The organism is Streptomyces sp. NPDC048018 (assembly GCF_043202995.1).
GTDB lineage: Bacteria > Actinomycetota > Actinomycetes > Streptomycetales > Streptomycetaceae > Streptomyces.
Genome location: NZ_JBIDBK010000003.1, coordinates 712,229 through 734,842, shown reverse-complemented (window position 1 = coordinate 734,842; position 22,614 = coordinate 712,229). Strand labels below are relative to the sequence as shown.

Annotated in this window: 21 protein-coding genes and 1 pseudogene; 11 read left to right on the top strand and 11 right to left on the bottom strand. The window is 74.7% G+C overall.

The genetic code is table 11. From position 1 onward, the window contains the following. Positions 1-71: 71 nt before the first annotated feature. Complete coding sequence (locus ACGF1Z_RS14475) at positions 72-1,436, bottom strand: dipeptidase (RefSeq protein WP_393003615.1); 1,365 nt, start codon at positions 1,434-1,436, stop codon at positions 72-74. A 170-nt stretch (positions 1,437-1,606) separates the two neighbouring features. On the opposite strand from ACGF1Z_RS14475, the gene ACGF1Z_RS14470 reads away from it, so the two are divergent. After that, positions 1,607-3,028 (top strand): geranylgeranyl reductase family protein, encoded by a 1,422-nt coding sequence (locus tag ACGF1Z_RS14470; RefSeq protein ID WP_393003613.1) that lies wholly within the window; start codon positions 1,607-1,609, stop codon positions 3,026-3,028. A gap of 64 nt (positions 3,029-3,092) precedes the next feature. Here the strand turns inward: ACGF1Z_RS14470 and ACGF1Z_RS14465 are convergent, their stop codons facing one another. Beyond that, complete coding sequence (locus ACGF1Z_RS14465; protein WP_393003611.1) at positions 3,093-3,581, bottom strand: nitroreductase family deazaflavin-dependent oxidoreductase; 489 nt, start codon at positions 3,579-3,581, stop codon at positions 3,093-3,095. 153 nt (positions 3,582-3,734) lie between these two features. On the opposite strand from ACGF1Z_RS14465, the gene ACGF1Z_RS14460 reads away from it, so the two are divergent. The 3 genes from ACGF1Z_RS14460 to ACGF1Z_RS14450 all read left to right on the top strand — a co-directional run bounded on the left by ACGF1Z_RS14460 (position 3,735) and on the right by ACGF1Z_RS14450 (position 7,216). Further along, positions 3,735-4,439, top strand: a complete 705-nt coding sequence (locus tag ACGF1Z_RS14460) for a TetR/AcrR family transcriptional regulator (RefSeq protein WP_393003608.1) — start codon at positions 3,735-3,737, stop codon at positions 4,437-4,439. 714 nt (positions 4,440-5,153) lie between these two features. Beyond that, positions 5,154-6,491, top strand: a complete 1,338-nt coding sequence (locus tag ACGF1Z_RS14455) for a sensor histidine kinase (protein WP_393004183.1) — start codon at positions 5,154-5,156, stop codon at positions 6,489-6,491. Between the two features lie 59 nt (positions 6,492-6,550). Continuing rightward, the gene (locus tag ACGF1Z_RS14450) at positions 6,551-7,216 is read left to right on the top strand and encodes a response regulator (protein ID WP_393004181.1); all 666 of its coding nucleotides are present in this window, start codon (positions 6,551-6,553) and stop codon (positions 7,214-7,216) included. 40 nt (positions 7,217-7,256) lie between these two features. Here the strand turns inward: ACGF1Z_RS14450 and ACGF1Z_RS14445 are convergent, their stop codons facing one another. Beyond that, positions 7,257-8,000 carry a maleylpyruvate isomerase family mycothiol-dependent enzyme gene (locus ACGF1Z_RS14445; protein ID WP_393004179.1) on the bottom strand — a complete coding sequence of 248 codons (744 nt, stop codon included), beginning with the start codon at positions 7,998-8,000 and terminating at the stop codon, positions 7,257-7,259. A gap of 70 nt (positions 8,001-8,070) precedes the next feature. Next, positions 8,071-9,294: an MFS transporter gene (locus tag ACGF1Z_RS14440; RefSeq protein ID WP_393003606.1), complete on the bottom strand. Its 1,224-nt coding sequence runs from the start codon at positions 9,292-9,294 to the stop codon at positions 8,071-8,073. Positions 9,295-9,864: 570 nt separating this feature from the next. Here ACGF1Z_RS14440 and ACGF1Z_RS14435 point away from each other — a divergent pair. Genes ACGF1Z_RS14435 through cpt form a run of 3 tightly spaced genes read left to right on the top strand, consistent with a single transcriptional unit; the run spans position 9,865 to position 12,524 of the window. After that, positions 9,865-11,097 (top strand): ROK family protein, encoded by a 1,233-nt coding sequence (locus ACGF1Z_RS14435; RefSeq protein WP_393003604.1) that lies wholly within the window; start codon positions 9,865-9,867, stop codon positions 11,095-11,097. Positions 11,098-11,108: 11 nt separating this feature from the next. Next, positions 11,109-11,948, top strand: a complete 840-nt coding sequence (locus tag ACGF1Z_RS14430) for an SAM-dependent methyltransferase (RefSeq protein ID WP_393003602.1) — start codon at positions 11,109-11,111, stop codon at positions 11,946-11,948. 54 nt (positions 11,949-12,002) lie between these two features. Continuing rightward, on the top strand, positions 12,003-12,524 hold the full coding sequence (gene cpt / locus ACGF1Z_RS14425) for a chloramphenicol phosphotransferase CPT (RefSeq protein ID WP_393004177.1): 522 nt from the start codon (positions 12,003-12,005) through the stop codon (positions 12,522-12,524). Positions 12,525-12,831: 307 nt separating this feature from the next. On the opposite strand, the gene ACGF1Z_RS14420 is transcribed toward cpt, so the two are convergent. Together ACGF1Z_RS14420 and ACGF1Z_RS14415 are read right to left on the bottom strand one after the other, a co-directional pair. After that, on the bottom strand, positions 12,832-13,425 hold the full coding sequence (locus ACGF1Z_RS14420; RefSeq protein WP_393003600.1) for a DUF4865 family protein: 594 nt from the start codon (positions 13,423-13,425) through the stop codon (positions 12,832-12,834). 20 nt (positions 13,426-13,445) lie between these two features. Further along, on the bottom strand, positions 13,446-14,033 hold the full coding sequence (locus ACGF1Z_RS14415) for a TetR/AcrR family transcriptional regulator (RefSeq protein WP_393003598.1): 588 nt from the start codon (positions 14,031-14,033) through the stop codon (positions 13,446-13,448). A gap of 144 nt (positions 14,034-14,177) precedes the next feature. On the opposite strand from ACGF1Z_RS14415, the gene ACGF1Z_RS14410 reads away from it, so the two are divergent. From ACGF1Z_RS14410 to ACGF1Z_RS14400, 3 genes and pseudogenes are all read left to right on the top strand, one after another. After that, positions 14,178-14,474, top strand: coding sequence for an SHOCT domain-containing protein (locus tag ACGF1Z_RS14410; RefSeq protein WP_393003596.1), 297 nt, complete (start codon positions 14,178-14,180; stop codon positions 14,472-14,474). After that, positions 14,471-15,208: pseudogene (locus ACGF1Z_RS14405) on the top strand (ABC transporter ATP-binding protein); the annotation flags it as partial. The gene ACGF1Z_RS14410 and the pseudogene ACGF1Z_RS14405, both read left to right, overlap by 4 nt. A 347-nt stretch (positions 15,209-15,555) precedes the next feature. Continuing rightward, entirely contained in the window at positions 15,556-18,105 is a 2,550-nt protein-coding gene (locus ACGF1Z_RS14400; RefSeq protein ID WP_393003594.1) for an ABC transporter permease, read from the top strand. 58 nt (positions 18,106-18,163) lie between these two features. Here ACGF1Z_RS14400 and ACGF1Z_RS14395 read toward each other — a convergent pair whose 3' ends face one another. Then, positions 18,164-18,688: an ATP-binding protein gene (locus ACGF1Z_RS14395; RefSeq protein WP_393003592.1), complete on the bottom strand. Its 525-nt coding sequence runs from the start codon at positions 18,686-18,688 to the stop codon at positions 18,164-18,166. Between the two features lie 190 nt (positions 18,689-18,878). Next, on the bottom strand, positions 18,879-19,169 hold the full coding sequence (locus ACGF1Z_RS14390; RefSeq protein ID WP_393003590.1) for a hypothetical protein: 291 nt from the start codon (positions 19,167-19,169) through the stop codon (positions 18,879-18,881). A 364-nt stretch (positions 19,170-19,533) separates the two neighbouring features. On the opposite strand from ACGF1Z_RS14390, the gene ACGF1Z_RS14385 reads away from it, so the two are divergent. After that, positions 19,534-20,652, top strand: a complete 1,119-nt coding sequence (locus ACGF1Z_RS14385; RefSeq protein WP_393003588.1) for a PLP-dependent cysteine synthase family protein — start codon at positions 19,534-19,536, stop codon at positions 20,650-20,652. Here ACGF1Z_RS14385 and ACGF1Z_RS14380 read toward each other — a convergent pair. From ACGF1Z_RS14380 to ACGF1Z_RS14370, 3 genes are read right to left on the bottom strand one after another with little or no spacing between them, the layout of a single operon-like run. Then, a complete protein-coding gene (locus ACGF1Z_RS14380) occupies positions 20,612-21,112 on the bottom strand; it encodes an SRPBCC family protein (protein ID WP_393003586.1) in 501 nt (166 codons plus the stop codon). The genes ACGF1Z_RS14385 and ACGF1Z_RS14380 overlap by 41 nt on opposite strands. 56 nt (positions 21,113-21,168) lie before the next feature. Then, positions 21,169-21,603, bottom strand: a complete 435-nt coding sequence (locus ACGF1Z_RS14375) for an SRPBCC family protein (RefSeq protein ID WP_393003584.1) — start codon at positions 21,601-21,603, stop codon at positions 21,169-21,171. Next, entirely contained in the window at positions 21,600-22,451 is an 852-nt protein-coding gene (locus tag ACGF1Z_RS14370) for a DeoR/GlpR family DNA-binding transcription regulator (protein ID WP_393003582.1), read from the bottom strand. Before ACGF1Z_RS14370 ends, ACGF1Z_RS14375 begins: the two co-directional genes overlap by 4 nt. Positions 22,452-22,614 lie beyond the last annotated feature (163 nt).

The window sequence follows — 22,614 nt, the reverse complement described above, 5'->3', positions numbered from 1 at the left end:
CGTCCGCGGACCGCCCCCGGGGCCGGTCTACGCTCTGGGCGAGATCCGCCCAGAGCGTGACCGCGGGGGAACTACGCCTTCGAGCGCGCGTAGTTGAGCAGGAAGTGCGCCTCGGCCACCGACAGGCGCTCCAGCTCCTCCGGCGACACCGACTCGTTCACCGCGTGGATCTGCGCGTCCGGCTCGCTCAGGCCGATCAGCAGGATCTCCGACTCCGGGTACAGCGTGGCCAGCGTGTTGCACAGCGGGATCGAGCCGCCCATGCCGGCCGTCTGCATCTCCTCGCCCGGGTACGCGACCTTCATCGCCTCGGCCATCGAGACGTACGCCGGGCTCGACGTGTCCGCCTGGAAGGCCTGGCCCTGCCCGACCTGCTCCAGGGTCACCCGGGCGTTCCACGGCGTGTGCTTCTCGATGTGCGCGAACAGCAGCTCGGTGGCCTTCGCCGCGTCCTGGCCGGGCGGCACCCGCAGGCTGATCTGCGCACGCGCGGTCGCCGGGATCGACGGCGTGGCACCCGCCACCGGGTGGCAGTCGATGCCGATGACGGTCACGGCCGGCCGCGCCCAGATCCGGTCGGCGACCGTGCCGTTGCCCGTGAGGGACACTCCGTCGAGAACCTTCGCGTCCTTGCGGAAGTCGGCCTCCGGGTACTGCAGGCCCTCCCACTCCGCGTCCGCCGGCAGCCCGTCGATGACCGTCGACCCGTCCTCGGCGCGCATCGAGTCCAGGACGCGGATCAGCGCCGCCAGCGCGTCCGGCGCGGCACCGCCGAACTGCCCCGAGTGCAGATTGCCCTGCAGCGTGTCGACGGTGACCCGGATCATGGTCATGCCGCGCAGCGTCGCCGTCACGGTCGGCAGGCCGACCCGGAAGTTGCCCGCGTCACCGATGACGATCGCGTCGGCCGTGAGCAGCTCGGGGTGGGCCTCCGCGTACCGCTCGAGACCCCCCGTGCCCTGCTCCTCCGAGCCCTCCACGATCACCTTGACCGTGACCGGTACGCCGCCGTTCGCCTTCAGGGCGCGCAGCGCGAGCAGGTGCATGACGAAGCCGCCCTTGCAGTCGGCGGCCCCGCGCCCGTACCAGCGCCCGTCCTCCCGCTCGGTCAGCTGGAACGGCGGGGTCACCCACGCCGACTCGACCAGCATCGGCTGCACGTCGTAGTGCGCGTACAGCAGCACCGTCGGGGCACCGGCCGGGCCGGGCAGCACGCCGTACACCGACTGCGAACCGTCGGGGGTGTCGAGCAGTGCCACGTCCTGGAAGTCCTCGGCGCGCAGCGCGTCGGCCACCCAGTTCGCGGCGGCCTCGCACTCGCTGCGGGGCGCCACCGCCTCGTCCGCGACCGACTGGAAGGCCACCAGCTCCGTCAGCTCCGCCTTGGCGCGGGGCATCAGCGATGCGACGGTCTCGGCGATCGGATTCGCGGTCATGGGCACGCTCCTGGTGGGTGCGACGTTGTCAGGACGACGCCGTGTATCGGTTGTACGGCGAACGCATGGCCGATCCTACGGCGCGGGGCGACACGGCCGGGCCCTGCTACCGAGCCGTAGGATGCGTGCAGAGCAGGAACCACCGGTCGGATCAGGAGCAGAAGCACATCGTGAGCAGCGAGAACGCAGACGCCGGAGCGGCAGAGGCTGGAGCGGGGGCGGCGGGCCCGGACGGGGGGCAGCCGGTGTGGGACGTGGTCGTCGTGGGCGCCGGCCCCGCGGGGGCCTCGGCGGCCTACGCGGCGGCCGTGGCCGGACGCCGCGTGCTGCTCCTGGAGAAGGCCGAACTGCCCCGCTACAAGACATGTGGCGGCGGCATCATCGGCCCCTCGCGCGACGCGCTGCCGCCCGGCTTCGAACTGCCCCTTCAGGACCGCGTCCACGCGGTCACCTTCCAGAACAACGGGCGCTTCGCCCGCACGCGGCGCTCCCGCCGCATGCTGTTCGGGCTCATCAACCGGCCCGAGTTCGACGCCCAGCTCGTCGAGCACGCCCAGAAGGCGGGCGCCGAGCTGCGCACCGGAGCCACCGTCAGCCGCGTCGAGCAGCACGGTGCCGCGGTGCCGGACCGCCGCACGGTCGCCGTGGTCCTCGCCGACGGCGAGACGGTCCTGGCGCGCGCCGTCGTCGGCGCGGACGGCAGCGCGAGCCGCATAGGGGCCCACGTCGGGGTCAAGCTGGGCCAGGTCGACCTGGGGCTGGAGTCGGAGATCCCCGTCCCGCCGTCGGTGGCGGAGGACTGGAAGGGCCGCGTCCTCATCGACTGGGGGCCGCTGCCGGGCAGTTACGGCTGGGTGTTCCCCAAGGGCGACACGCTGACCGTGGGCGTCATCTCCGCGCGCGGCGAGGGCGCCGCCACCAAGCGCTATCTGGAGGACTTCGTCGCGCGGCTCGGGCTCGCCGGCTTCGAACCGTCCGTGTCCTCCGGGCATCTGACCCGCTGCCGCACCGACGACTCGCCGCTCTCCCGTGGCCGGGTCCTGGTCTGCGGCGACGCTGCCGGTCTCCTGGAGCCGTGGACGCGCGAGGGCATCTCCTTCGCGCTGCGCTCGGGCCGCCTCGCGGGCGAGTGGGCGGTCCGGATCGCCGAGGCGGGCGACGCGGTGGACGCGCGCCGGCAGGCGCTCAACTACGCCTTCGCCATCAAGGCCGGCCTCGGCGTCGAGATGGCCGTGGGCCGCCGGATGCTCGCCGTGTTCGAGCGGCGCCCTGGGCTGCTGCACGCGACGATCACGGGCGTGCGGCCCGCCTGGAAGGCGTTCACGGACATCACCCGGGGGTCGACGACGCTGGCCGGGCTGGTCCGCGGCAACGGCCTCGCGCACCGTGCCCTCGACCTCCTCGACCGCCGGATCGACACCTCCGCGGGAGTGGGGCCGGCGGGACGCGGCGTGGCGCCGCGCCAGGAGGGAGCCGCGGCGGAGGCCGACGCCGACGCCTTGGAGGCGGAGGGCAACGTGGCCGGGCCCGGGCCCGAGGCGGGCGCCGATGCCGGGGAAGGCACCGACCGGCAGGTGCCGGAAGCCTCCTGAGCCGGTCGCGCGGCCGGTCCTGACGGCGTCCTGAAGGGCGGTACGGAGTGCATCCGTACCGCCCTCACGCGTCGGTGGGGGTGGGGACGACCCGGAAGACGGGGTGCTTGGGCGCGATGGCCCGCAGCTGCTCGTCCGTGGAGTCCGGGCCGACGCCCTGGAAGAAGACGCCGACCTCGGCCTTCCAGCGCTTGAGGTAGGCGCGCAGCAGGGCGGGCTTGTCGTCGTCCGCGATCTCGATGGCCGTGAAGGGCTCGACGTGCCTGCCGAGGTGCAGTTCGCCGCCGCCCGCGGCGCGCATGTTGTGGGTCCACTGGACGTGGCCGCGGGGGGCCACCAGGTACTGGGCGCCGTCCACCGTCAGCAGGTTGACGGGGGTGCGGCGCCATTCGCCGCTCTTGCGGCCGCGGACGGCGAGGACGCGGGAGCCCCAGACGCTGATGCCGCGGCGGGTCATCCAGGCGACCGCGCGGTTGAGGACGTTGACCGTGAACCAGCCGGGCTTCATGACGTGAGCGGGGGTGGCGGGGCGGTCGGACGGCTGAGCGGACATCGGAGCCTCCGGGAGCGGGGAGATCGGGTGAGCGTTGCTCCGAACTGTGAGCGGTGCTCTCGCTTGAGATCAGTGTGCACGGATCGGCGTTGCCGCACAAGAGCACCGCTCTCGTTTTAGTGCTGTGCTCCGAAACATGGCAGACTGCTCTCCATGACCGCCGTCCAAGGAGCCCGCGCCCGCGCCCGCATCGAGATCACCGCCGCCATCAAGGACGAGGCCCGCCGGCAGCTCGCCGCCGACGGCGCCGCGAAGCTCTCGCTGCGCGCCGTCGCCCGGGAGCTCGGCATGGTCTCCTCCGCGCTCTACCGTTACTTCCCCAGCCGCGACGACCTGCTGACCGCCCTCATCATCGACGCGTACGACGCCGTCGGGGCCGCCGCCGAAAAGGCCCACGCCACCGCCGAGACCGACGCCCCCCGCGCCCACCTCACCCGCTGGACCGCGGTCTGCCGCGCCGTCCGCGCCTGGGCCCTCGCCCATCCGCACGAGTACGCCCTCATCTACGGCTCGCCGGTCCCCGGCTACACCGCACCGCAGGACACCGTCGGCCCCGCCTCCCGCACCGGCCTGCTCCTGGTCTCCATCGCCCGCGCCGCCTACCGGGACAAGGGCGTCGCCCCGCCACCGCTCCCGGCCCCGCTCACCGGGGAAGCGGCCCGCCTGGCCGCCGCACTGGGCCCCGACCTCCCGCCGGCCCTCTCCATCGCCCTGGTCTCCGCCTGGGCCCAGCTCTTCGGCCTGATCTCCTTCGAGGTGTTCGGCCAGTTCAACCGGGTCGTCGAGGACCGCGACGCGTTCTTCGACTCGGCGGCGGAGCGGCTGGGCCGGGAGGTGGGCCTGCTCCCGAAGCCGTGAGCCCGGGCGGTGGGGAGGGGTCCCGGGAGGCGTTCCGAGGAGTGGTCCGCCGGCGGCTGTGTTCGACTCCGCTGCCGGAGGTGAACCGGCCCGGCCGCCGGGCGGGCTCCACGAGTGGAGGTTCGGCTGCGGGGCGGGCCGGAGAGCGGCCGCCTGCAGCCCCTCCGGCCGCGCCCCGTCCGCCGGGGTCCGCCCGTCCGCCCCCGTGTGCGCCGCCCCGGCCGCGGGCCTCGTTGGGCGGCGCACCGACCGCTCGGCCTGCCTGGTCACCCGTACTCCCCGGGGAGTACGGGTGACCACCCCGCCCGGCTGACGCCCCCGGGACCCGGCCCCGTCTAGCGTGGCCGCATGGACGAAGAGGCGACCACGACTCCGGGCCCCGGGCAGGACGGGACCCCGGGCCGCCGGGGGCGGTGGCGCCGAGGCGCCCGCGCCGATGAGGTGGTACGCGGTGACGCCGGGCGCGATGAGGCCGGGCGCGGTGACACCGGGCGCGATGAGGCCGGGCGCGGTGACACCGGGCGCATTGATGGTGTGCGCGGTGATGCCGGGCGCGATGCCGCCGTACGCGGTGACGCCGGGCGCATTGAGGCTGTACGCGATGCCGCCGTAAGCGGGGATGCCGTGCACCGTGACGACCGGCGCGGTGAGGACGGGCCGGGCATCTCCGGGTGGGGGCGGTCGGGGCGTTCCCCGGCCTCGCACGGCCGGGCGCTGTCCGGCCGGTCCGGGAACGGGGGGCCGTGGCGTGGTGGCCCCTGGAGGTGGGCCGAGCGGGAGCCCGGTCGTGGGCTGCCCTGGCGGTCCACGGCCCTGATCACCGCGTTCGTGCTCGTCGGGAGCGGTTTCGCCGCCCGCAACCAGCCCGATCGGCTCGCGCTCGACGCGCTCGGCCGGGTCCTGCTGCTGCTCGGTGCCGCGCCGCTGCTCCTGCGCCACCGCCACCCGGTGCCGGTGGTGTTCGCGGTGACGGCGGTGACGTGGGCCTTCCTCGCGGCGGGCTACCCGTACGGACCGGTCTTCGTCCTCGTCGCCGTCGCGTGCTTCGCCGCCGTGGTGCAGGGGCACCGGCGGGCCGCCTGGTGGGCGCTCGGGCTGCTGTGGGCGGGGCACCTCGTGCTGGCCCACTGGCTCTACCGGTACCTGCCGCCGGACGGCGACGCCGCCGCGCCCTGGGGACAGGAGATCCCGGTCGCCGGCTTCGTCGTCGCCATCCTCGCCGCCTCCGAACTGGTCCGGGTCCGCCGCGAGCAGTGGGCCGGGGAGCGTGCCGAGCGGGCCGCCGCCGAGCGCCGCAGGGCCGACGAGGAGCGGCTGCGGATGGCCCGCGAGCTCCACGACGTCCTGGCGCATTCCCTCTCCGTGATCAACGTCCAGGCCGGCGTCGGCCTCGCCCTGCTCGACTCCGACCCCGGCCAGGCCCGTACCGCCCTCACCACCATCAAGGCGGCCAGCAAGGAGGCCCTGGGAGAGGTGCGGCAGGTGCTCGACACGCTGCGCGCCCCCGGCGATGCGCCCCGCGCGCCCGCGCCCGGCCTCGACCGGCTCCCCGAACTGGTCGAGCAGGCCGCCTCGGCGGGGCTCACCGTGCGGACGGAGACCGCGGGGCGGCGCCGACGTCTCCCGCCGGGCACGGAGCTCGCCGCCTTCCGGATCGTCCAGGAGGCACTGACCAACGTGGTGCGCCACTCCGGTTCGCGGACGGCCCTGGTCGTCCTCGGCTACGGCTCCGCCGCGCTCGATCTCCGGATCGACGACGAGGGGCCGGCGACCGGCGACGACGCGGGCGGCAGCGGCAACGGCCTGGCCGGAATGCGGGAGCGAGCCGCCGCCCTCGGTGGCACGATCGACGCGGGCACCCGGCCGGACGGAGGCTTCCGCGTGCACGCGGTGCTCCCCGTACGGCCGGAGGAACCGTCCGTACGGCCGGACGGCTCCTCCGCACGGCCCGGGGAGACGCCCACGAGCCCGGCGGAGACGCCCGTACGGCGCGACGGGCCCGGCACACGGAACGACGAACCACCCGCCGCACGACCCGAGGAGTCCTCGTGAGCCCCGAGCGCCCTGTGATCCCCGAGAGGCACGAGCGGCCCGCGAACCCGGCGGGCCCCCTGATCAGGGTCCTGCTCGCCGACGACCAGTCGCTCGTCCGGGCGGGTTTCCGCGCCCTCCTGGACGCGCAGGCGGACATCGAGGTGGCGGGCGAGGCGGCGGACGGCGAGGAGGCCGCGGCGAAGGTCCGCGAACTGCGCCCCGACGTCGTCCTGATGGACATCCGGATGCCGCACCTCGACGGTCTCGCCGCCACCCGCCTGATCACCGCCGATCCCGGACTCGGCGCGGTCAGGGTGGTCATGCTGACGACCTTCGAACTCGACGAGTACGTCTTCGAGGCGATCCGTTCCGGCGCCTCCGGCTTTCTCGTCAAGGACACGGAACCCGAGGAGCTGCTGCGCGCCGTGCGCGCCGTCGTGGCGGGCGACGCACTGCTCTCGCCCGGAGTGACCCGGCGGCTCATCGAGGAGTTCGCGGCCCGCTCGAAGCCGCCCGCGCGGTCCGGCGGTCTCGACGAACTCACCGAGCGGGAAAGGGAGGTGATGGCCCTGGTCGGCATCGGCCTGTCCAACGAGGAGATCGCCCGCCGCCTGGTCGTCAGCCCGCTCACCGCCAAGACCCACGTGAGCCGCACCATGGTCAAGCTCGGCGCCCGGGACCGGGCCCAACTCGTGGTCCTCGCCTACGAGTCGGGCCTGGTGCGGCCGGGCTGGCTGGGCTGAGCCCGGCCGTGCGGAGGGCGGATCAGGATGCCCGCGACGTCTACGACCAGACGATGCCGGAGTTCTCCCGCCACAGCCGGGCCAGGGACGCGTCACCGGTGACCGTCACGGCCTCCTGGGGCAGGCGGTTCCACAGCGTCAGGTAGAGCCGGTCGGCCGGCCCGCCGATCTCGCAGTCGGCCGGCCCGTCGCCGTTCCGGTCCGTCCGCGGCGCGTCCGGAGAGAGCCGGACGGTCCACACGTCGCCGGTGTCGGTGGCGTGGACGCGGAGGGTGCGGGGCACGTCGGAGCGCACGCGGCTGCGGTCACGGGCGTGGAAGCCGCTGAGGAGCTCGTCGACGCCGTCGGCGGCGATCGCCGGATCCACGGGGCCGGGAACCGCTGCGAGCGCGGACTCGGCATCGGCCCGGTGCACCGTCGTCTCGTGCGCCTGGCGCCTGGCCCAGAACGCCAGCGGTGAGGGCGCGGGCAGGAAGCTCCAGCAGTCCAGGTCCGCCGGAGCGGCGCGCAGGGCGTCGACGAGCAGGGTGTGGCCCTCGCGGAAGTGCGTGAGGAGTTCGGCGCCGTCCAGGTCGGGCTCGCCGCCGGCGGGCCGAGGGGAGGTGTGGCCCTCGGCGATGTGGGCGGCGGCCCAGCGGTGCACCATCGTGGTGTGCCGCAGCAGGTCGCGGACCTGCCAGCCGGGGCAGGTCGCGACCGTCGCGTCGGGCCCGGCCGCGGCGGCGGCGTCGGCGAGGGCCTTGCCCGCCGTGTCGAGCGCGTCGATGTGGGTGTCGATGCTCAAGGTGTCCATGGTGTCGGATTATCGCGCGCCGCCCGGGCTGCGGCGGCCCCCCACCTGCCCGTGGAACCTCTCAACTCCTCTTTTGGGTGCCGGTGTTGCGGGAGGCGTAGCCCATCACGGCGGCGCCGGCGGCGAGGGCGGCGACCGTGGTGAGGGCCACCGGCAGCGAGAACCAGTCGGCGAGGAAGCCGTTGGCCGGAGGGCCGAGCAGCATGCCGCCGTAGCCGAGGGTCGAGGCGGTCGCGACGCCGCCAGGCCCGGCGAGGGCGCCCGCGCGGGCGACGGCGACGGGGAAGATGTTGGCGAGCCCGAGGCCGGTCACGGCGAAGCCGAGGAGCGCGGCCCACACGGTGGGCGCGAGTGCCCCGAGCAGCATGCCCGCGCCGGCGGTGAGGCCGCCCGCGACGAGGGTGCGGGTCTGGCCGAGCCGTTCCAGCAGGGCGGTGCCGGAGAGCCGGCCGGCGGTCATGGTGAGGGCGAACAGGGCGTACCCGGCCGCGGCGACGCCGGGGTGGGCGTGCAGGTCCTGTGCGAGGTGCAGCGCGCCCCAGTCGGCCAGCGCGCCCTCCCCGTACGCCGTGCAGAGCGCGATCACACCGAAGACGAGAACGGCCCGGCGCGACCCGGCGGGCCGGGCGCCCGAGGGGTCGGCGCGGAGCGACTCGGGCGGAGCGGGGGAGGGGTGCCGGAGGAGTACGGGACCGGCGGCGGCCGTCAGGAGCAGCCCGACGCCCGTGAGGGCGAGCAGGTGCGCGGTCGGCGAGAGGCTCCCGGCCACGAGCCCGCCGAGACCGGCGCCGAGCATGCCGCCGAGGCTGAAGGCGGCGTGGAAGCTCGGCATGACGGGCCTGCGGAGCGCGGCGACGAGGTCGACGGCGGCGCTGTTCATGGCGACGTTGATCCCGCCGTACGCGGCGCCGAAGAGCAGCAGGACCAGTCCGAGGGCGAGCGGGGAGCGGGTCAGCGCCGGCAGGGCGAGGGACAGGGAGAGCAGGACGGCGGTGGCGACGGTGACGGGATGGCTGCCGTGGCGCCGGCAGAGGCGCCCGGTCAGCGTCATGGTGACCACGGCACCGGCGGACACCCCGAGCAGCGCGAGCCCGAGGTCTCCGGCGGAGGCCCCGGTCTGCTCCTTGATGGCCGGGATGCGGACCACCCAGCCGGCGAACAGGAAGCCGTCGAGAGCGAAGAAGAGGGTCAGGGCGAGGCGGAGGCGGGCCAGGGGGAGGGAGGCGGTGTCTCCGCGGGATCCCCCTGATACGGCGGCCGTCCGTACTTTGTTTAGTAGCGGCACAAACTCAGGATAGGGGTGCGGGGGCGTCGGATTCAAGGCGGGACGCCGGAGGGCCGGGGACGGCCCGGGGCGCGGTGGCCCGGGCGGCGGCCGGGCGCGTGGCGTCCGGGGGCGGGATTCCGGGCGCCCCGTGAGCCCGTACGGAACACTGCGTCGTACGCGGCGCCACGGCCGGGACCTGGCGCCACGGCCGGGATCTGGCCCCGCGCCCCGTGAGTGCTCGGCCGCCCCTCGTCCCGGGAGGGCCTGGTGACGGGCGGGCCCGGTCTGTGCCTCGTGAGTGCGCGGCCGCCCCTCGTCCCGCCAGTGCCCGGCCCTCGCGGTCCGGACGGGCCCGCGGCCGGGGCGGCGGATGCGCGGCGGGGCCGTCGGACGCGCGGCGGGACGGCGGACGCGCGGCGGGGTGGACGCGCCCCCGGGCGGCCCGTCGGCCCGTACGGCGACCGGCCACCCGCCCCCGTGGCCGACCGCCCGCCCTCCCTGACCGCATTCGGCCACTGCCGCGACCCGACCCGGCCGAAGCCGGGTGCCCGGAGCTGGGGGTGGGCCGATCATGGGAGACTCGCCCACATGAACGGCAAGGCGACGACGACCCGCACACGGCTGGACAGGGGGCGCAGCGCGCTCGGACCCGCGTTGGAGCTGGTGCACACCGGGAGGGCGCCCACGCGGGCCGTACTGACCGCCGAGCTCGGGGTCACGCGGGCCACCGCCGGAGCCGTCGCCGCCGAGCTGGAGGCGCTCGGGCTGATCCGGGTCGACTCCAACCCCGGCGCGGCCGCCGGCTCGCAGGGCCGCCCCTCGCACCGGCTCGCCGTGCACGAGAAGGGGCCCGTCGCCCTCGCCGCCCAGGTCCACGCCGACGGCTTCCGTGCCGCGCTCGTCGGCCTCGGCGGCACCATCGAGGCGACCGCGCCCGGCTGCGTCACCGTCTCGGCGGACCCCGCACAGGTCCTCGGGGAGGTCGTCGCGGCCGGGGCCGCGCTGCTGCGCGCCAGCGGGCGCCGGTGCGTGGGCGCCGGGCTCGCCGCGCCGTCCGCCGTGGCCGAGCCCGAGGGCACCGCCCTCAACCCGCTGCACCTCGCCTGGCCCGCCGGCGCGCCCGTCCGGGAGATCTTCGCCGAGCAGGTCCGTGCCGCCGGCATCGAGGGACCCGCCTTCACCGGCAACGACGTCAACCTCGCCGCCCTCGCCGAGCACCGCCACGGCGCCGGGCGCGGCGCCAAGGACCTGTTGTGCGTGGCCACCGGCCACCGCGGCGTCGGCGGCGCGCTCGTGCTCGACGGGCGCCTGCACACCGGGAGTTCGGGGCTCGCGCTCGAGGTCGGCCACCTCACCGTCAACCCCGAGGGGCGCCCGTGCCACTGCGGCTCCCGCGGCTGCCTCGACGTCGAGACCGACCCGCTCGCCTTCCTCACCGTCGCCGGTCGCGCGCCCGGCCCCGAGGTCTCGTTGCTCCAGCAGGCCCGCGACCTGCTCCGCGACCATCCGCAGGATCCCGGAGTGCGGGTCGCCACGGAGGAGTTGATCGACCGGCTCGGTCTCGGCCTGGCCGGGCTCGTCAACATCCTCAACCCCGACCGGATCATCCTCGGCGGCCTCCACCGGGAGCTACTGGACGCCGATCCGGGCCGTCTGCGCGCCGTCGTCGCCGACCGCAGTCTGTGGGGCCGCAGCGGCGGCGTGCCGATCCTTCCGTGCACCCTCGACCACAACAGCCTGGTGGGCGCCGCCGAACTGGCCTGGCAGCCGGTCCTCGACGATCCGCTAAATGCGTTGGGCCGGGTGCCGGCCGCCGACTAGGGTCCGGCCATATGACCGAGACCAGCTCCGCACCGCCGGCATCCGCCACCGCCCCCACCACCGGTTCGTCCGCCACGACCGGTTCATCCGGTACCACGGATCTCCCGCCGCGCCTCGGCTCCGGGCTGACCTTCCACGGTCCGCTCTCCGAGGCCCGCGCCGCCCGTGTCGTCGCGCGGCTCGCCGCCGCTTCGCCGGGCACCGTACTGGACATCGGATGCGGCTGGGGCGAGTTGCTGCTGCGGGTGCTCGACGCCGCGCCCGGCGCGCGCGGTCTCGGTATCGACATCAATGCCGACGACCTCGCCCTCGGCCGCCGCCTCGCCGCCGAACGCGGGCTCGCCGAACGGGTCGAGTACGTCGAGGAGTCCGGGCGGGACACGAACCGCGGCCCCGCCGACACCGTCCTGTGTCTCGGCTCCGGTCAGGCGCTGTGCGATCCCGACCTCCCGTACGACCCGGCCGTGGTCCTGAGCGAACTGCGCCGCCTGGTGCGGCCCGGGGGCCGGGTCCTGCTGGGCGAGGGCTTCTGGCAGCACACGCCGGACGATGCCGAGCTCGCCCGGATGTGGCCCGGCGCCCGTGTCGACGACCACCTCACGCTCGACGCCCTCGTGGACCTCGCCATCGAGGCGGGATTCCGGCCTGCGTGGATCGAGACGGCGAGCGTGGAGGAGTGGGAGGAGTTCGAGTCGGGCTACCGCCACGACGTCGAACTCTGGCTCGCCGCCCACCCGGACCACCCGCTGGCCGCCGAGACCCGTGCCCGCGTCGACCGCCAGCGTTCCCAGTGGCTGGGCTACCGCTCGGTGCTCGGCATCGCGTACCTGACCCTGGTGCCGGTGGGCTGAAATGCCGGTGCGGGTCGTCACCGCGCCGCCTAGTCTGGCGCGGTGACGACCCGAATGATCATCCTCAACGGCGGTTCCAGCTCCGGCAAGTCCGGCATCGTGCGCTGTCTGCAGGCCGTGCTCCCCGACCCGTGGCTGGCCTTCGGCGTCGACGACTTCGTCGACGCGCTGCCCGCGAGGCTGCGCGAAGGCGATGGCGGCATCGCCTTCGGGGAGGACGGCGCCGTGACCGTCGGGGCGGAGTTCCGCGCCCTGGAGGCGGCCTGGCTGGAGGGCGTCGCGGCGATGGCCCGGGCCGGTGCCCGGATCGTCGTCGACGAGGTGTTCCTGGGCGGAGCCGCCTCTCAGGAGCGCTGGCGCAGGGTGCTCGACGGCATCGACGTGCTGTGGGTCGGGGTGCGCTGCGACAGCACGGTCGCCGCCGGTCGCGAGATCGCCCACGGCGACCGCACGCCGGGCATGGCCGCGCGGCAGGCGGAGCTCGTCCACGAAGGCGTGGTCTACGACCTGGAGGTCGACACCTCCCGTACGGAGTCCCTGGACTGCGCCCGCGTCATCGCCGCGCACGTACGCTGATCCGCCGCCCGTGCGTCGCCGACGCGGCGCAGCCCACGGCAGCCCGACTGCCCCCGCGTGCCGAACCGCCACCCGGGCACGCTGACCGGGCCCCCGCACGCTGACCGCCCGCCCCCGTAGGCAGGGCCAGGACGCCCTCCCGCGTGCCGAGCCGTCACCACCATTCTGTGCGTCGAGCCGTCGCCGCCACCCCGCATGCCGAGACGTCACCACCGTCGCCACCCGCCCCCCCAGCCGTCGCCACCCTCGTCACCGGCCCCCAGCCGTCCGGCCCCTCCCCAGCCCCGATCCCTTCCCACCCCCCGGCTCACCACAGCCGGCCCGCGGGCAACCCCGCGCGGCCCGGCTGGGACAGGTGCAGGACCTGGAAGCGCTCGCCGGGCGCACCCGCCCGGGCGGGCGCCTCCGGTGTCGCCCACAGCGTGAAGGCGAGCAGCTCCCAGTGGCGCGGGTCGACGGCGAGCGCGCTCGCCACCACGCCGTCGGTCGTCGCCTCGCGGGCGTGCCGGGCCAGCGCGTCCGTGACCGCCTCGGCCGGCGGTGCGCCCTCGGGCAGGTGCCGCCGGTGCCGGGTGGCGGCGAGCGGGGGAGCGGAGGTCGCCGGGCCCTCCTCGTACGCGACGGGCGTCCAGTGCTGGACGACGGGCCGGCCGAAGTCGTTCACGATGCCCTGGAAGCCGGGGCCCCAGAGGAACGCGTTCATCCCCTGGGCGGTGGCCCACAGGTAGAACGGTGCGTACTGGTTGACGGGGGAGCCGTCCGCGCGCTCCCGCATCAGATACGCCTTGAGCCCCAGACCGGGGAAGGCGTCCAGGAGGTGTCCCCGGGTCGCCACCCGCTCGCGGATGGACCCCATGTCGTGGTCCGCGGGCAGCGTGATCTCGTACTGCATGGCGTGCACGGGCCGTACTCCTCGGGGCGTCAGCGGGCGGTACGGGGGGCGAGCAGGGCGAGCAGGCCGCTCACGGCGGTGTCGAAGGCGGCGGGGGAACCGGAGGCGCGGGCCAGCACATAGCCGCCCTGGACCGTCGCGACGACGGTCGAGGCGAGCTCTTCCGCGGACAGCGGTCCGGTGAACTCCCCGCTGTCCAGGCCTTCCTGGACGACTCCGGCGAGCCGGCGGCGCAGCCAGCCGAGCGTCTCGTCGACGGGGACGCGCAGCTCGGCGCTCGCGATGACGTCGGGGTCCATCGTCAGCCGGCCGACGGGGCAGCCGCGGAGCACGTCGCGCTCGCGGAGCAGATAGGCCTCGATGCGCTCGTACGCCGACCCCTTGCCGCCGAGCACCCGCTCCGCCGCAGCCCGCAGCTCGTCGGCGGTGCGCCGGATCGCGGCGAGCGCGAGGTCGGGCTTGCCGTCGAAGTGGTGGTACATGCTGCCCTGGCCCGCGCCGGCCGCCTGCTGGATCGCCTTGGGGCTGGTGCCCACGTAGCCGCGCTCCCACAGCAGTTCGCGGGTGGCCTCGATCAGTCGCTCGGACGCGTTGGTGCTCATGGCATCACTGTACATACCAGTAGGTACAGCGTCGAGGAGCAGCTGCCGGACCGGCTCCTACTCCCGCCGGCGTACGAGCGAAGCCGCTGACCGTACGACGACCCGGCGGCCTCGTCGGAGGAGTCTCGAAGCATCCACCACCAGAGGAGCTGACCGACGATGAACACCCTGGCCCACGCGGGCCCCGGCCCGTGGATCCTCTTCTTCCCGCTCGTCTGGGCGGCCGTGATCATCACGGTGGTCACGGTCCTGCGCCGCTTCGGCCGGCGCCGGCACGGCGGCCCGGGCGGGTTCGGCGGCCCCGGTGCCCCACGCGTCGACGAGCAGTCGCCGATCGCGCTGCTCGGCCACCGGTTCGCCGCGGGCGAGATCGACGAGGACGAGTACTGGCGGCGGCTGACCGTCCTGGAGGAGCAGTTCGGCCGCAGGACCGATGACAAGGGGCGCCGCCGATGAACACCACCACCGAGGCTCCGGCCGCCGCGCGGGTCGTCGACGCGGTCAAGGTCTACGGCCGCGGGGACACCGAGGTCAGGGCCCTGGACGGGGTGAGCGTCGGCTTCCCGGCCGGCCGCTTCACCGCGATCATGGGCCCCTCGGGCTCCGGCAAGTCCACCCTCATGCACTGCGCCGCCGGACTCGACACCCTGACCTCGGGCTCCGCCCTCGTCGGAGACACCGATCTGTCCGCGCTCGACGACCGGCGCCTCACCCTGCTGCGGCGCGAACGCATCGGCTTCGTCTTCCAGGCCTTCAACCTGCTGCCGACGCTGACCGTCGCCGAGAACATCACCCTGCCCCTGGACCTGGCGGGCACCGCCCCGGACCGCACCTGGATCGACAGCCTCATCGACACGGTGGGGCTGCGCGACCGGCTCCACCACCGGCCGAGCCAGTTGTCCGGCGGCCAGCAGCAGCGGGTCGCCGTCGCGCGCGCCTTCGCCGGCCGGCCGGACGTCGTCTTCGCCGACGAACCCACCGGCAATCTGGACTCCCGGTCCGGCGAGGAGGTGCTGCGGCTGCTCGGCGACACGGTACGGCGGACGGGCCGGACGGTCGTCATGGTCACCCACGATCCGGTGGCCGCCGCCCACGCCGACGAGGTCGTGTTCCTCGCGGACGGGCGTCTGGTCGACCGGCTCCACCGTCCCACGGCGGAGCTCGTCCTGGACCGGATGAAGTCGCTCGACGGCAGGACCGAGCGCATCCCCCGCCCGGAAGCCGCACCCGCACCCTCATCCGCACCCTCATCCTCAGCCGGGCCCTCAGCCGGGACCGAGGCCGGAGCCGGGCCCTCAGCCGGGACCGAGGCCTGGGCCGGGGCGGGACCCGGGCCCTCAGCCAAGGCCGGACCCCCGACCGAGGCCGGACCCGCGGCCGGAGCCCACGCCGCCCCCGCCCCCGGCACCGTGGCCGGACCCCCGACCGAGGCCGGACCCGCGGCCGGACCCGCGGCCCGGGCCCACGCCGCCCCCGCCCCCGCCCCCGGCGCCGTGGCCGGACCCCGCGCCGGCTCCACGGAAAGGGAGCGGTGAAGATGAGTACGCTCCGTCTCGGCCTCGCCTCCCTGCGGGCCCACCGCCGCCGCTTCCTCGGCACCTTCGCCGCGGTCCTGCTCGGCGTCGCGTTCCTCACCGGCACCCTGGTCATGGGCGACACCCTCCGGGGCAGCTTCGACACCCTCTTCGGCAACGCCAACAGCGGCACGGACGCCGTCGTGCGCAGCACGAGCGTCGTGACGGTCGCGGGGGAGGGGCAGGGCACCCGCAGCCCCGTCGACGCCGCCCTCGCGGAGCGCCTCGGGAAGGTCCCCGGCGTCGCCGCCGCCGTCCCCCGCATCGAGGGGGCGGGCCAGCTCGTCGGCGCCGACGGCCGGCCGGTCGGCGGCAAGGGCCCGCCCACGCTCGCGGGCAACTGGATCCAGGATCCGGAACTCAATCCGTACGCCCTCGCCGAGGGCCGTGCCCCGCGCGAGAGCGGCGAGGTCGTCGTCAACCGGGGCGCCGCCGAGGCCGGCGGACTCACCGTCGGCTCCACCACGGTCCTGCGCACCCCCGACCCGCTGCGCGTCACCGTCGTCGGTCTCGCGACCTTCGGAGGCGCCGACGGAATGGGCCAGGTCACCTACACCGGGCTGACCCGCGCCGACGCCGAGAAGTACCTGACCCCGAAGGCCGGAGAGGCCACCGACATCCTCGTCAGGGCCGGCCCCGGCACCTCTCAGGGCGACCTGGTCGCCGCGCTCGCCCCCGCGCTCCCCGAGGGCGTCGAGGCCATCACCGGACAGCAGGCCACCGACGAGAGCAACGACATGATCTCCGGCCGCTTCCTCAGCCTGTTCACCACCTTCCTGCTGGTGTTCAGCGGGGTCGCCCTGCTGGTCTCGGTCTTCTCCATCCACAACACCTTCGCCATCGTCGTCGCGCAGCGCACCCGCGAGAACGCCCTGCTGCGCGCCCTCGGCGCCGCGCGCCGCCAGATCGTCGCGATGACGCTCGCCGAGGCCGTCGCCGTCGCGGTCCTCGCCTCCGCCGCCGGACTCCTCGGCGGTATCGGCATCGCGGCCGGGCTGCAGGCCCTCTTCCCGGCGGTCGGCTTCGCCTTCCCCGAGGGCGACCTGGTGATCAGCGGGGTCTCGCTGGTCCTGCCCTTCGGCGTCGGCCTCGCCGTCTGCGTCGGCTCGGCCCTGCTCCCCGCCGTCCGGGCCGGGCGCACCGCTCCGCTCGCCGCCCTGCGGGAGACCGCCGTCGACGACTCGGCCGCCTCGCGTTCCCGTACCCGGGCGGGCGCCGGACTCCTCGTCCTGGCCGTGGGCCTGGTCCTGGCCGGCGTCCTGGCCACGCCGTCGCTGTGGCTCGCGGGCACCGGTGCGGTCCTCGCCCTCGCCGCCTTCGTCGTCCTGGGCCCGGTGGCCTCCTCGTACGCTATCCGGATCCTCGGCGGCCCGCTGCGCGGAGCCAACCGCGGGCTCGCGCGCCGCAACGCGCTGCGCAGCCCCCGCCGGACGGCCGCCACCGCCACCGCGCTCATGATCGGCGTCGCGGTGGTCTCGCTCTTCACCGTCTTCGGTGCCTCGCTCAAGGCGACCATGGACGACACCGTCTCCCGCTCCTTCGCGGGCGACGTGGCCGTGAGCGCGCCGTCCTTCGGCGCGGGCGGCAGCGGCCTCAGCCCGCGGCTCGCCCCCGCCGTGGCCGCGCTGCCCGAGGTGAACACCGCCGTCGGGCTCGGCAAGGGGCTCGCGGAGGTCGACGGCCGGGGCCGTGCCCTCACGGTCACCGACCCGGCCGCGCTCGCCCGCACCTTCGACCTGGGGGTCGTGCACGGCTCGCTGACCGGGCTCGGTACGGACGGGATCGCGGTCGCCGACGACGAGGCCGAGCGTTACGGGCTCACCCCGGGCCGCACGGCCGAACTGGCCTTCACCGACGGCACCCGGCGCACCTTCACCATCCGCGCCGTCTACGAGCGGGCGGACCTGGCCGGCGACTACGTCCTGACCCGGGAGGCCTGGGCCCCGCACCGTACCCAGGACTCCGACCGGCTCGTCGCCGTCAGCTTCAGGGACGGCGTCGCGGCCGACGAGGGCAAGGCGGCGGTCGAAGGCGTCGCCGCGCGGTACGGCGGTCCGGAGGTGCAGACCCGCGACGAGTACGCCGCGTCCTCCGCGTCCGGCATCGACATGATGCTGACCCTCGTCTACGCGCTGCTCGCCCTCGCGGTGCTGATCGCCCTGCTCGGCATCGCCAACACGCTGACCCTCGCCGTGCACGAGCGCACCCGTGAGCTGGGCCTGCTGCGTGCGGTCGGCCAGACCCGGTCCCAGCTGCGGGCCATGGTCCGCTGGGAGTCCGTGCTGGTGGCCGCCTTCGGCACCACCGGCGGACTGCTCCTCGGCGGCTTCCTCGGCTGGGTCCTGGTGCGCGCCTCCGACGGCGCCTCGGACAGCGCGTTCAGCTTCGCGCTGCCACCGGTCCAGCTGGCCGCCGTCGCGCTGATCGGCCTGGCCGCCGGCGCGGTCGCGGCCTGGCGCCCGGCCCGGCGGGCGGCCCGACTGGACGTGCTGCGGGCGATCGCGACGGAGTGAGGGCGGGCGGCGCCGTCGGATCGTGGATCCGGGAGACCGCATCCGGGGTCCGACGCGGTCAGCCCGCCAGGGATTCGACCAGGCTCGGCTCGTCCGCCCGGCCCGCTCCCAGGAGGGGGCCGTCGGTCGTGGCGCCGTAGACGGCGAGGGAGCGGGGGACGGGGGCGACGGTGGACGGCGGTGCCTGGAGTGTGAACCAGACGGCCTTCCCGGCGTCGCCGTGCGGGCGGACGCCCCAGCTCTCGCTCATCGCCTCGATGATGGCGAGGCCCCGGCCCGAGGTGGCGAACTCGGGATCGGTGTCGTCCGGTTCGGGCACGTCCGGTATGCGCGGATCGTTGTCGCGGACGGACACGGTGAGGCGGTCGAGCAGCAGTTCCACCTCGACGGTGCACATCTTGTCGGGCTGGGCGTGCCGGTGGACGTTGGTCAGGAGCTCGGTGACACCGAGCGTGGCGTAGTCGACCAAGGCGTCGAGCTGCCAGTGGCGCAGATGCGCCGAAACGATTCTGCGGACCTGACCGATCCGCGACGGCAGGGCCTGGAGCTCCACCGTGCAATACCTGCTGGGCTCGCTGATCACGGCTGCGACTCCCCGAAGTAGGTCAAGAAGACGGAGATTCGGATCTGTCATGCGGTGTAGCAGGACGGTGGCTGGTTCGCAGCGTCACCGCCGGTAAACCCTCGGTGAGGTGGTTCCAGGGTGAACCAGTGGTGACCGTGCTGCAACTCGCGGCGACGCGCCGCAGGTCGGGGGCGTGCCGGGCGCCGGTTCAAGACCGTCGCGGCGGCTTCGTCGTCGCCTGCTTGAGGGCGTCGAGCAGCCGTCCCGAGCCCGAGATCCGGTAGCGCGTGCCGTTCATCGTCGCCACCGCCTCGTCCGGCTTCGCGAACCACGGCCGGCCCGCCCGCACCGTGCCGAGCGGCGCACTGTCGATCTCGCTGCCGTAGCTGGTCAGCAGGGACAGGCGGCCGTCCTCGATGCGGACCTCGCCCGCGCGGGTGAGCGACCGGGGCCAGCGGTCGATCCGTACCCCGGTGGCCGTGAACTCGGGCTCCGTCATGGTGCTCCGCCCCCTTCGCGCAGGCTGCCTGTCCCCAGTGTGCCGGGCCGGGGCCCTAGGCACCAGAACGGCTCCCGGAACGGTGCCCGGCATGACCGGGAGCCGTTCCGGGAGGCGGCGCCGCGGCCGCGCCGGAGTCGTCGCCACGACCGCGCCGCGGCCGCGCCGGAGCCCGTACCGCGGCCGCGCGGGTGGCACGGCGAAGAGTCCGCGGACACGCCTCCTCGCACGTCTGTCCACGCCGTCTGCAAGGGATCCCTATGGGCCCTCAAAGAGAACGTTTGCCCAGGTGAGAGGGGTATTGTCGAAGAGTGGGCACCCCCGTGGGCAACCCCCTGGGCAGCACGAGAAGAGGCACGCACGCATGACCAGCACCGCAAGCCCGATGGCCACCGTCGACGTCGACCGCAGTGACGCCGAGTACCGCTCCTGGCTCAAGGAGGCCGTCCGCAAGGTCCACGCCGACGCCAACCGCTCGGCCGACACCCATCTGCTGCGCTTCCCGCTCCCGGAGAGCTGGGGCATCGACCTCTACCTCAAGGACGAGTCGACCCACCCCACCGGCAGCCTCAAGCACCGCCTCGCCCGCTCGCTGTTCCTGTACGGCCTCTGCAACGGCTGGATCCGCCCCGGCGCCCCCGTCATCGAGGCCTCCAGCGGCTCGACCGCGGTCTCCGAGGCGTACTTCGCCAAGCTGGTCGGCGTCCCCTTCATCGCCGTCATGCCCCGCACCACCAGCCCGGAGAAGTGCCGGCTGATCCAGTTCCACGGGGGCCAGTGCCACTTCGTGGACGACTCGCGCACCATGTACGAGGAGGCCGCCGCGCTCGCCGTGCGCACCGGGGGCCACTACATGGACCAGTTCACGTACGCCGAGCGCGCCACCGACTGGCGCGGCAACAACAACATCGCCGAGTCGATCTACCAGCAGCTCCGGCTGGAGCGCTACCCGGAGCCCGCGTGGATCGTCGCCACGGCCGGCACCGGCGGCACCTCGGCGACCATCGCCCGCTACGTGCACTACATGCAGCACGACACCCGGGTCTGCGTCGCCGACCCGGAGAACTCCTGCTTCTTCGACGGCTGGACCCGGCACGACCCGGATGCCGCCAGCGACTGCGGCTCGCGGATCGAGGGCATCGGCCGGCCCCGTATGGAGCCGAGCTTCGTCCCCGGCGCCATCGACCGCATGATGAAGGTGCCGGACGCGGCGAGCGTGGCCGCCGTCCGCGCCCTGGAGGGCGCGATCGGCCGCAAGGCGGGCGGCTCCACGGGCACCGGCCTGTGGAGCGCGCTGAAGATCGTCGCCGAGATGGTCGCCGAGCGGCGCACCGGCAGCGTCGTCACCCTGATCTGCGACGGCGGCGAGCGCTACCTGGACAAGTACTACAGCGACGACTGGCTGGCCTCACAGGGCCTCGACATCGCGCCGTACGCCGCCACTATCGACCGGTTCCTGTCGACGGGAGTCTGGCCGGAGTGAGCCGCCGGTCCAGATTGCGCATCGCGCCGCGGAAGGATCTGCCGACCCCCGGCCGGGCCAGTCGCACCGCGAGGCGGCAGGGGCCGCTGCCGTCCACCGCCATGGTCCAGCGGACCCGCGTGCCGGCCCCGGCGGGGGAGAGGGCCCACTCCTCCAGGAGGGCCGACAGGCCGGGTGCGTTGGTCTCGTCGACCCGGTAGGCGTAGCGGGTGGCCGGGTCGGTCGCCAGGATCGTCTCGCGGAACTCGACCCCGCCGCGCAGCCGTACGGTCCGTCCGGCGCCGCCGTCTGTCGGCGCCGCGGCCGCGACGGCCGTGAACCACGTCGGCGTGCTGGCCAGTTCGACCGCGAGCGACCGGTAGACGGCCGTGGGCGGAGCAGCCAGTTCCGTGCTGAACACCAGGCGCAGGGGTGCGGAGTCGGTGAAGTCGAGCTCCACCGGCCGGAGTCGGCGTGCCATGGGCCGTACCTTCCGTCGGGCGGACCGTGGGCCCGTCCACCGTAGCTGACAAACCGTCAGTTACCCAGCAGTCCGTCCAGGGCCCGGCCGAACACCCGTCGCCCGGCCGCCGCGAGGACCGGATCGAACAGCCCCGGCACGCCTCGCAGCCGCAGCTCCTCCGTCCACCGCACCCTGCTCCCCGCGCCCTCGCCGGTCACCTCGAACGCCGCCCAGCCCAGCACCACCCGGCCGTGCTTCACCAGGCGGCACACACCCGGCCGGCCGGCCTCGGGCGGCTCGAACCGCACCACCTCCATCGGGTCCTCGAACGCCAGGCGTCCCAGACCCGTCCGCGCCGAGAACCGGGTCCCCGCCCCGCTCGGCCCCGCCGTCAGCACCGTCGTGCGGGTCAACGGCACCTGAGCGCCGTGCGCCGGCCAGTCCGTGAGCCGCCGCCACACCTCCGCGGGCGGCAGGCCCACGGTGCGCTCCACCAGGAACCGGCTCACTCCGCCTCCTCCGGGCCGCCGTCCGTCCCCTCTTCGCCCGCCACCACGAGTCCCGGCAGATGCTCCGCCATCTCCTCGCGCACCGGCAGGGACAGCCCCCGGTCCGTCACCAGGGTGTCCACCTCTTCCAGGGTCGCGAACGAACTCAGCCCCACCGTTCCCCACTTGGTGTGGTCCGCGACCACCACCACCCGGCGCGCCGAGCGCAGCAGACGCCGGTTCGTCTCCGCCTCCGCCAGATTCGGCGTCGACAGGCCCGCCTCCACCGAGATGCCGTGCACCCCGAGGAACAGCGCGTCGAAGTGCAGCGAACGGATCGCCTGGTCGGCCACCGGCCCCACCAGCGCGTCCGACGGCGTCCGCACCCCGCCCGTGAGCACCACCGTCGCCGCCCCCGGGCGGGCCTCGCCGCCCGAACCCGCGTACTGCGCCTCGTAGAACACGTCGGCGACCCGCACCGAGTTCGTGACCACCGTCAGCTCCGGCACGTCGAGCAGGTGCCGGGCCAGCGCGTACGTCGTCGTACCGCCCGACAGGGCGATCGCCGTACCCGGCCGCACCATCGCCGCCGCGGCCCGGGCGATCTCCTCCTTGGCGCCCAGTTCGAGCGCCGACTTCGCCTCGAAGCCCGGCTCGTGGGTGCTCGCCTCGACCACCGGCACCGCGCCGCCGTGCACCTTGGCCAGCATGCCCTGCCGGGCCAGCGTGTCCAGATCCCGGCGCACGGTCATGTCGGAGACGTTGAGACGCCGGGTCAGCTCGTTGACCCGGACCCCTCCGCGCCGGCGCACCTCGTCGAGAATCAGGGCGCGTCGCTGCTCCGCGAGGAGGTTCTGATTGTCACTCACCGACGGGCCGGTCCTTTCGAAGGGAACATGAAACGGGGTAAAGGGGTAGAGGGGCGTCGGATTCGGTGAGGACCGTGCCCCGGGGCACGGCGTCCGCGATCCTGGTGCCTGCCGTCGCATCCTCCCACCCCGGATCCTCCCATTCAGAGAGCGAGTCCCCGAA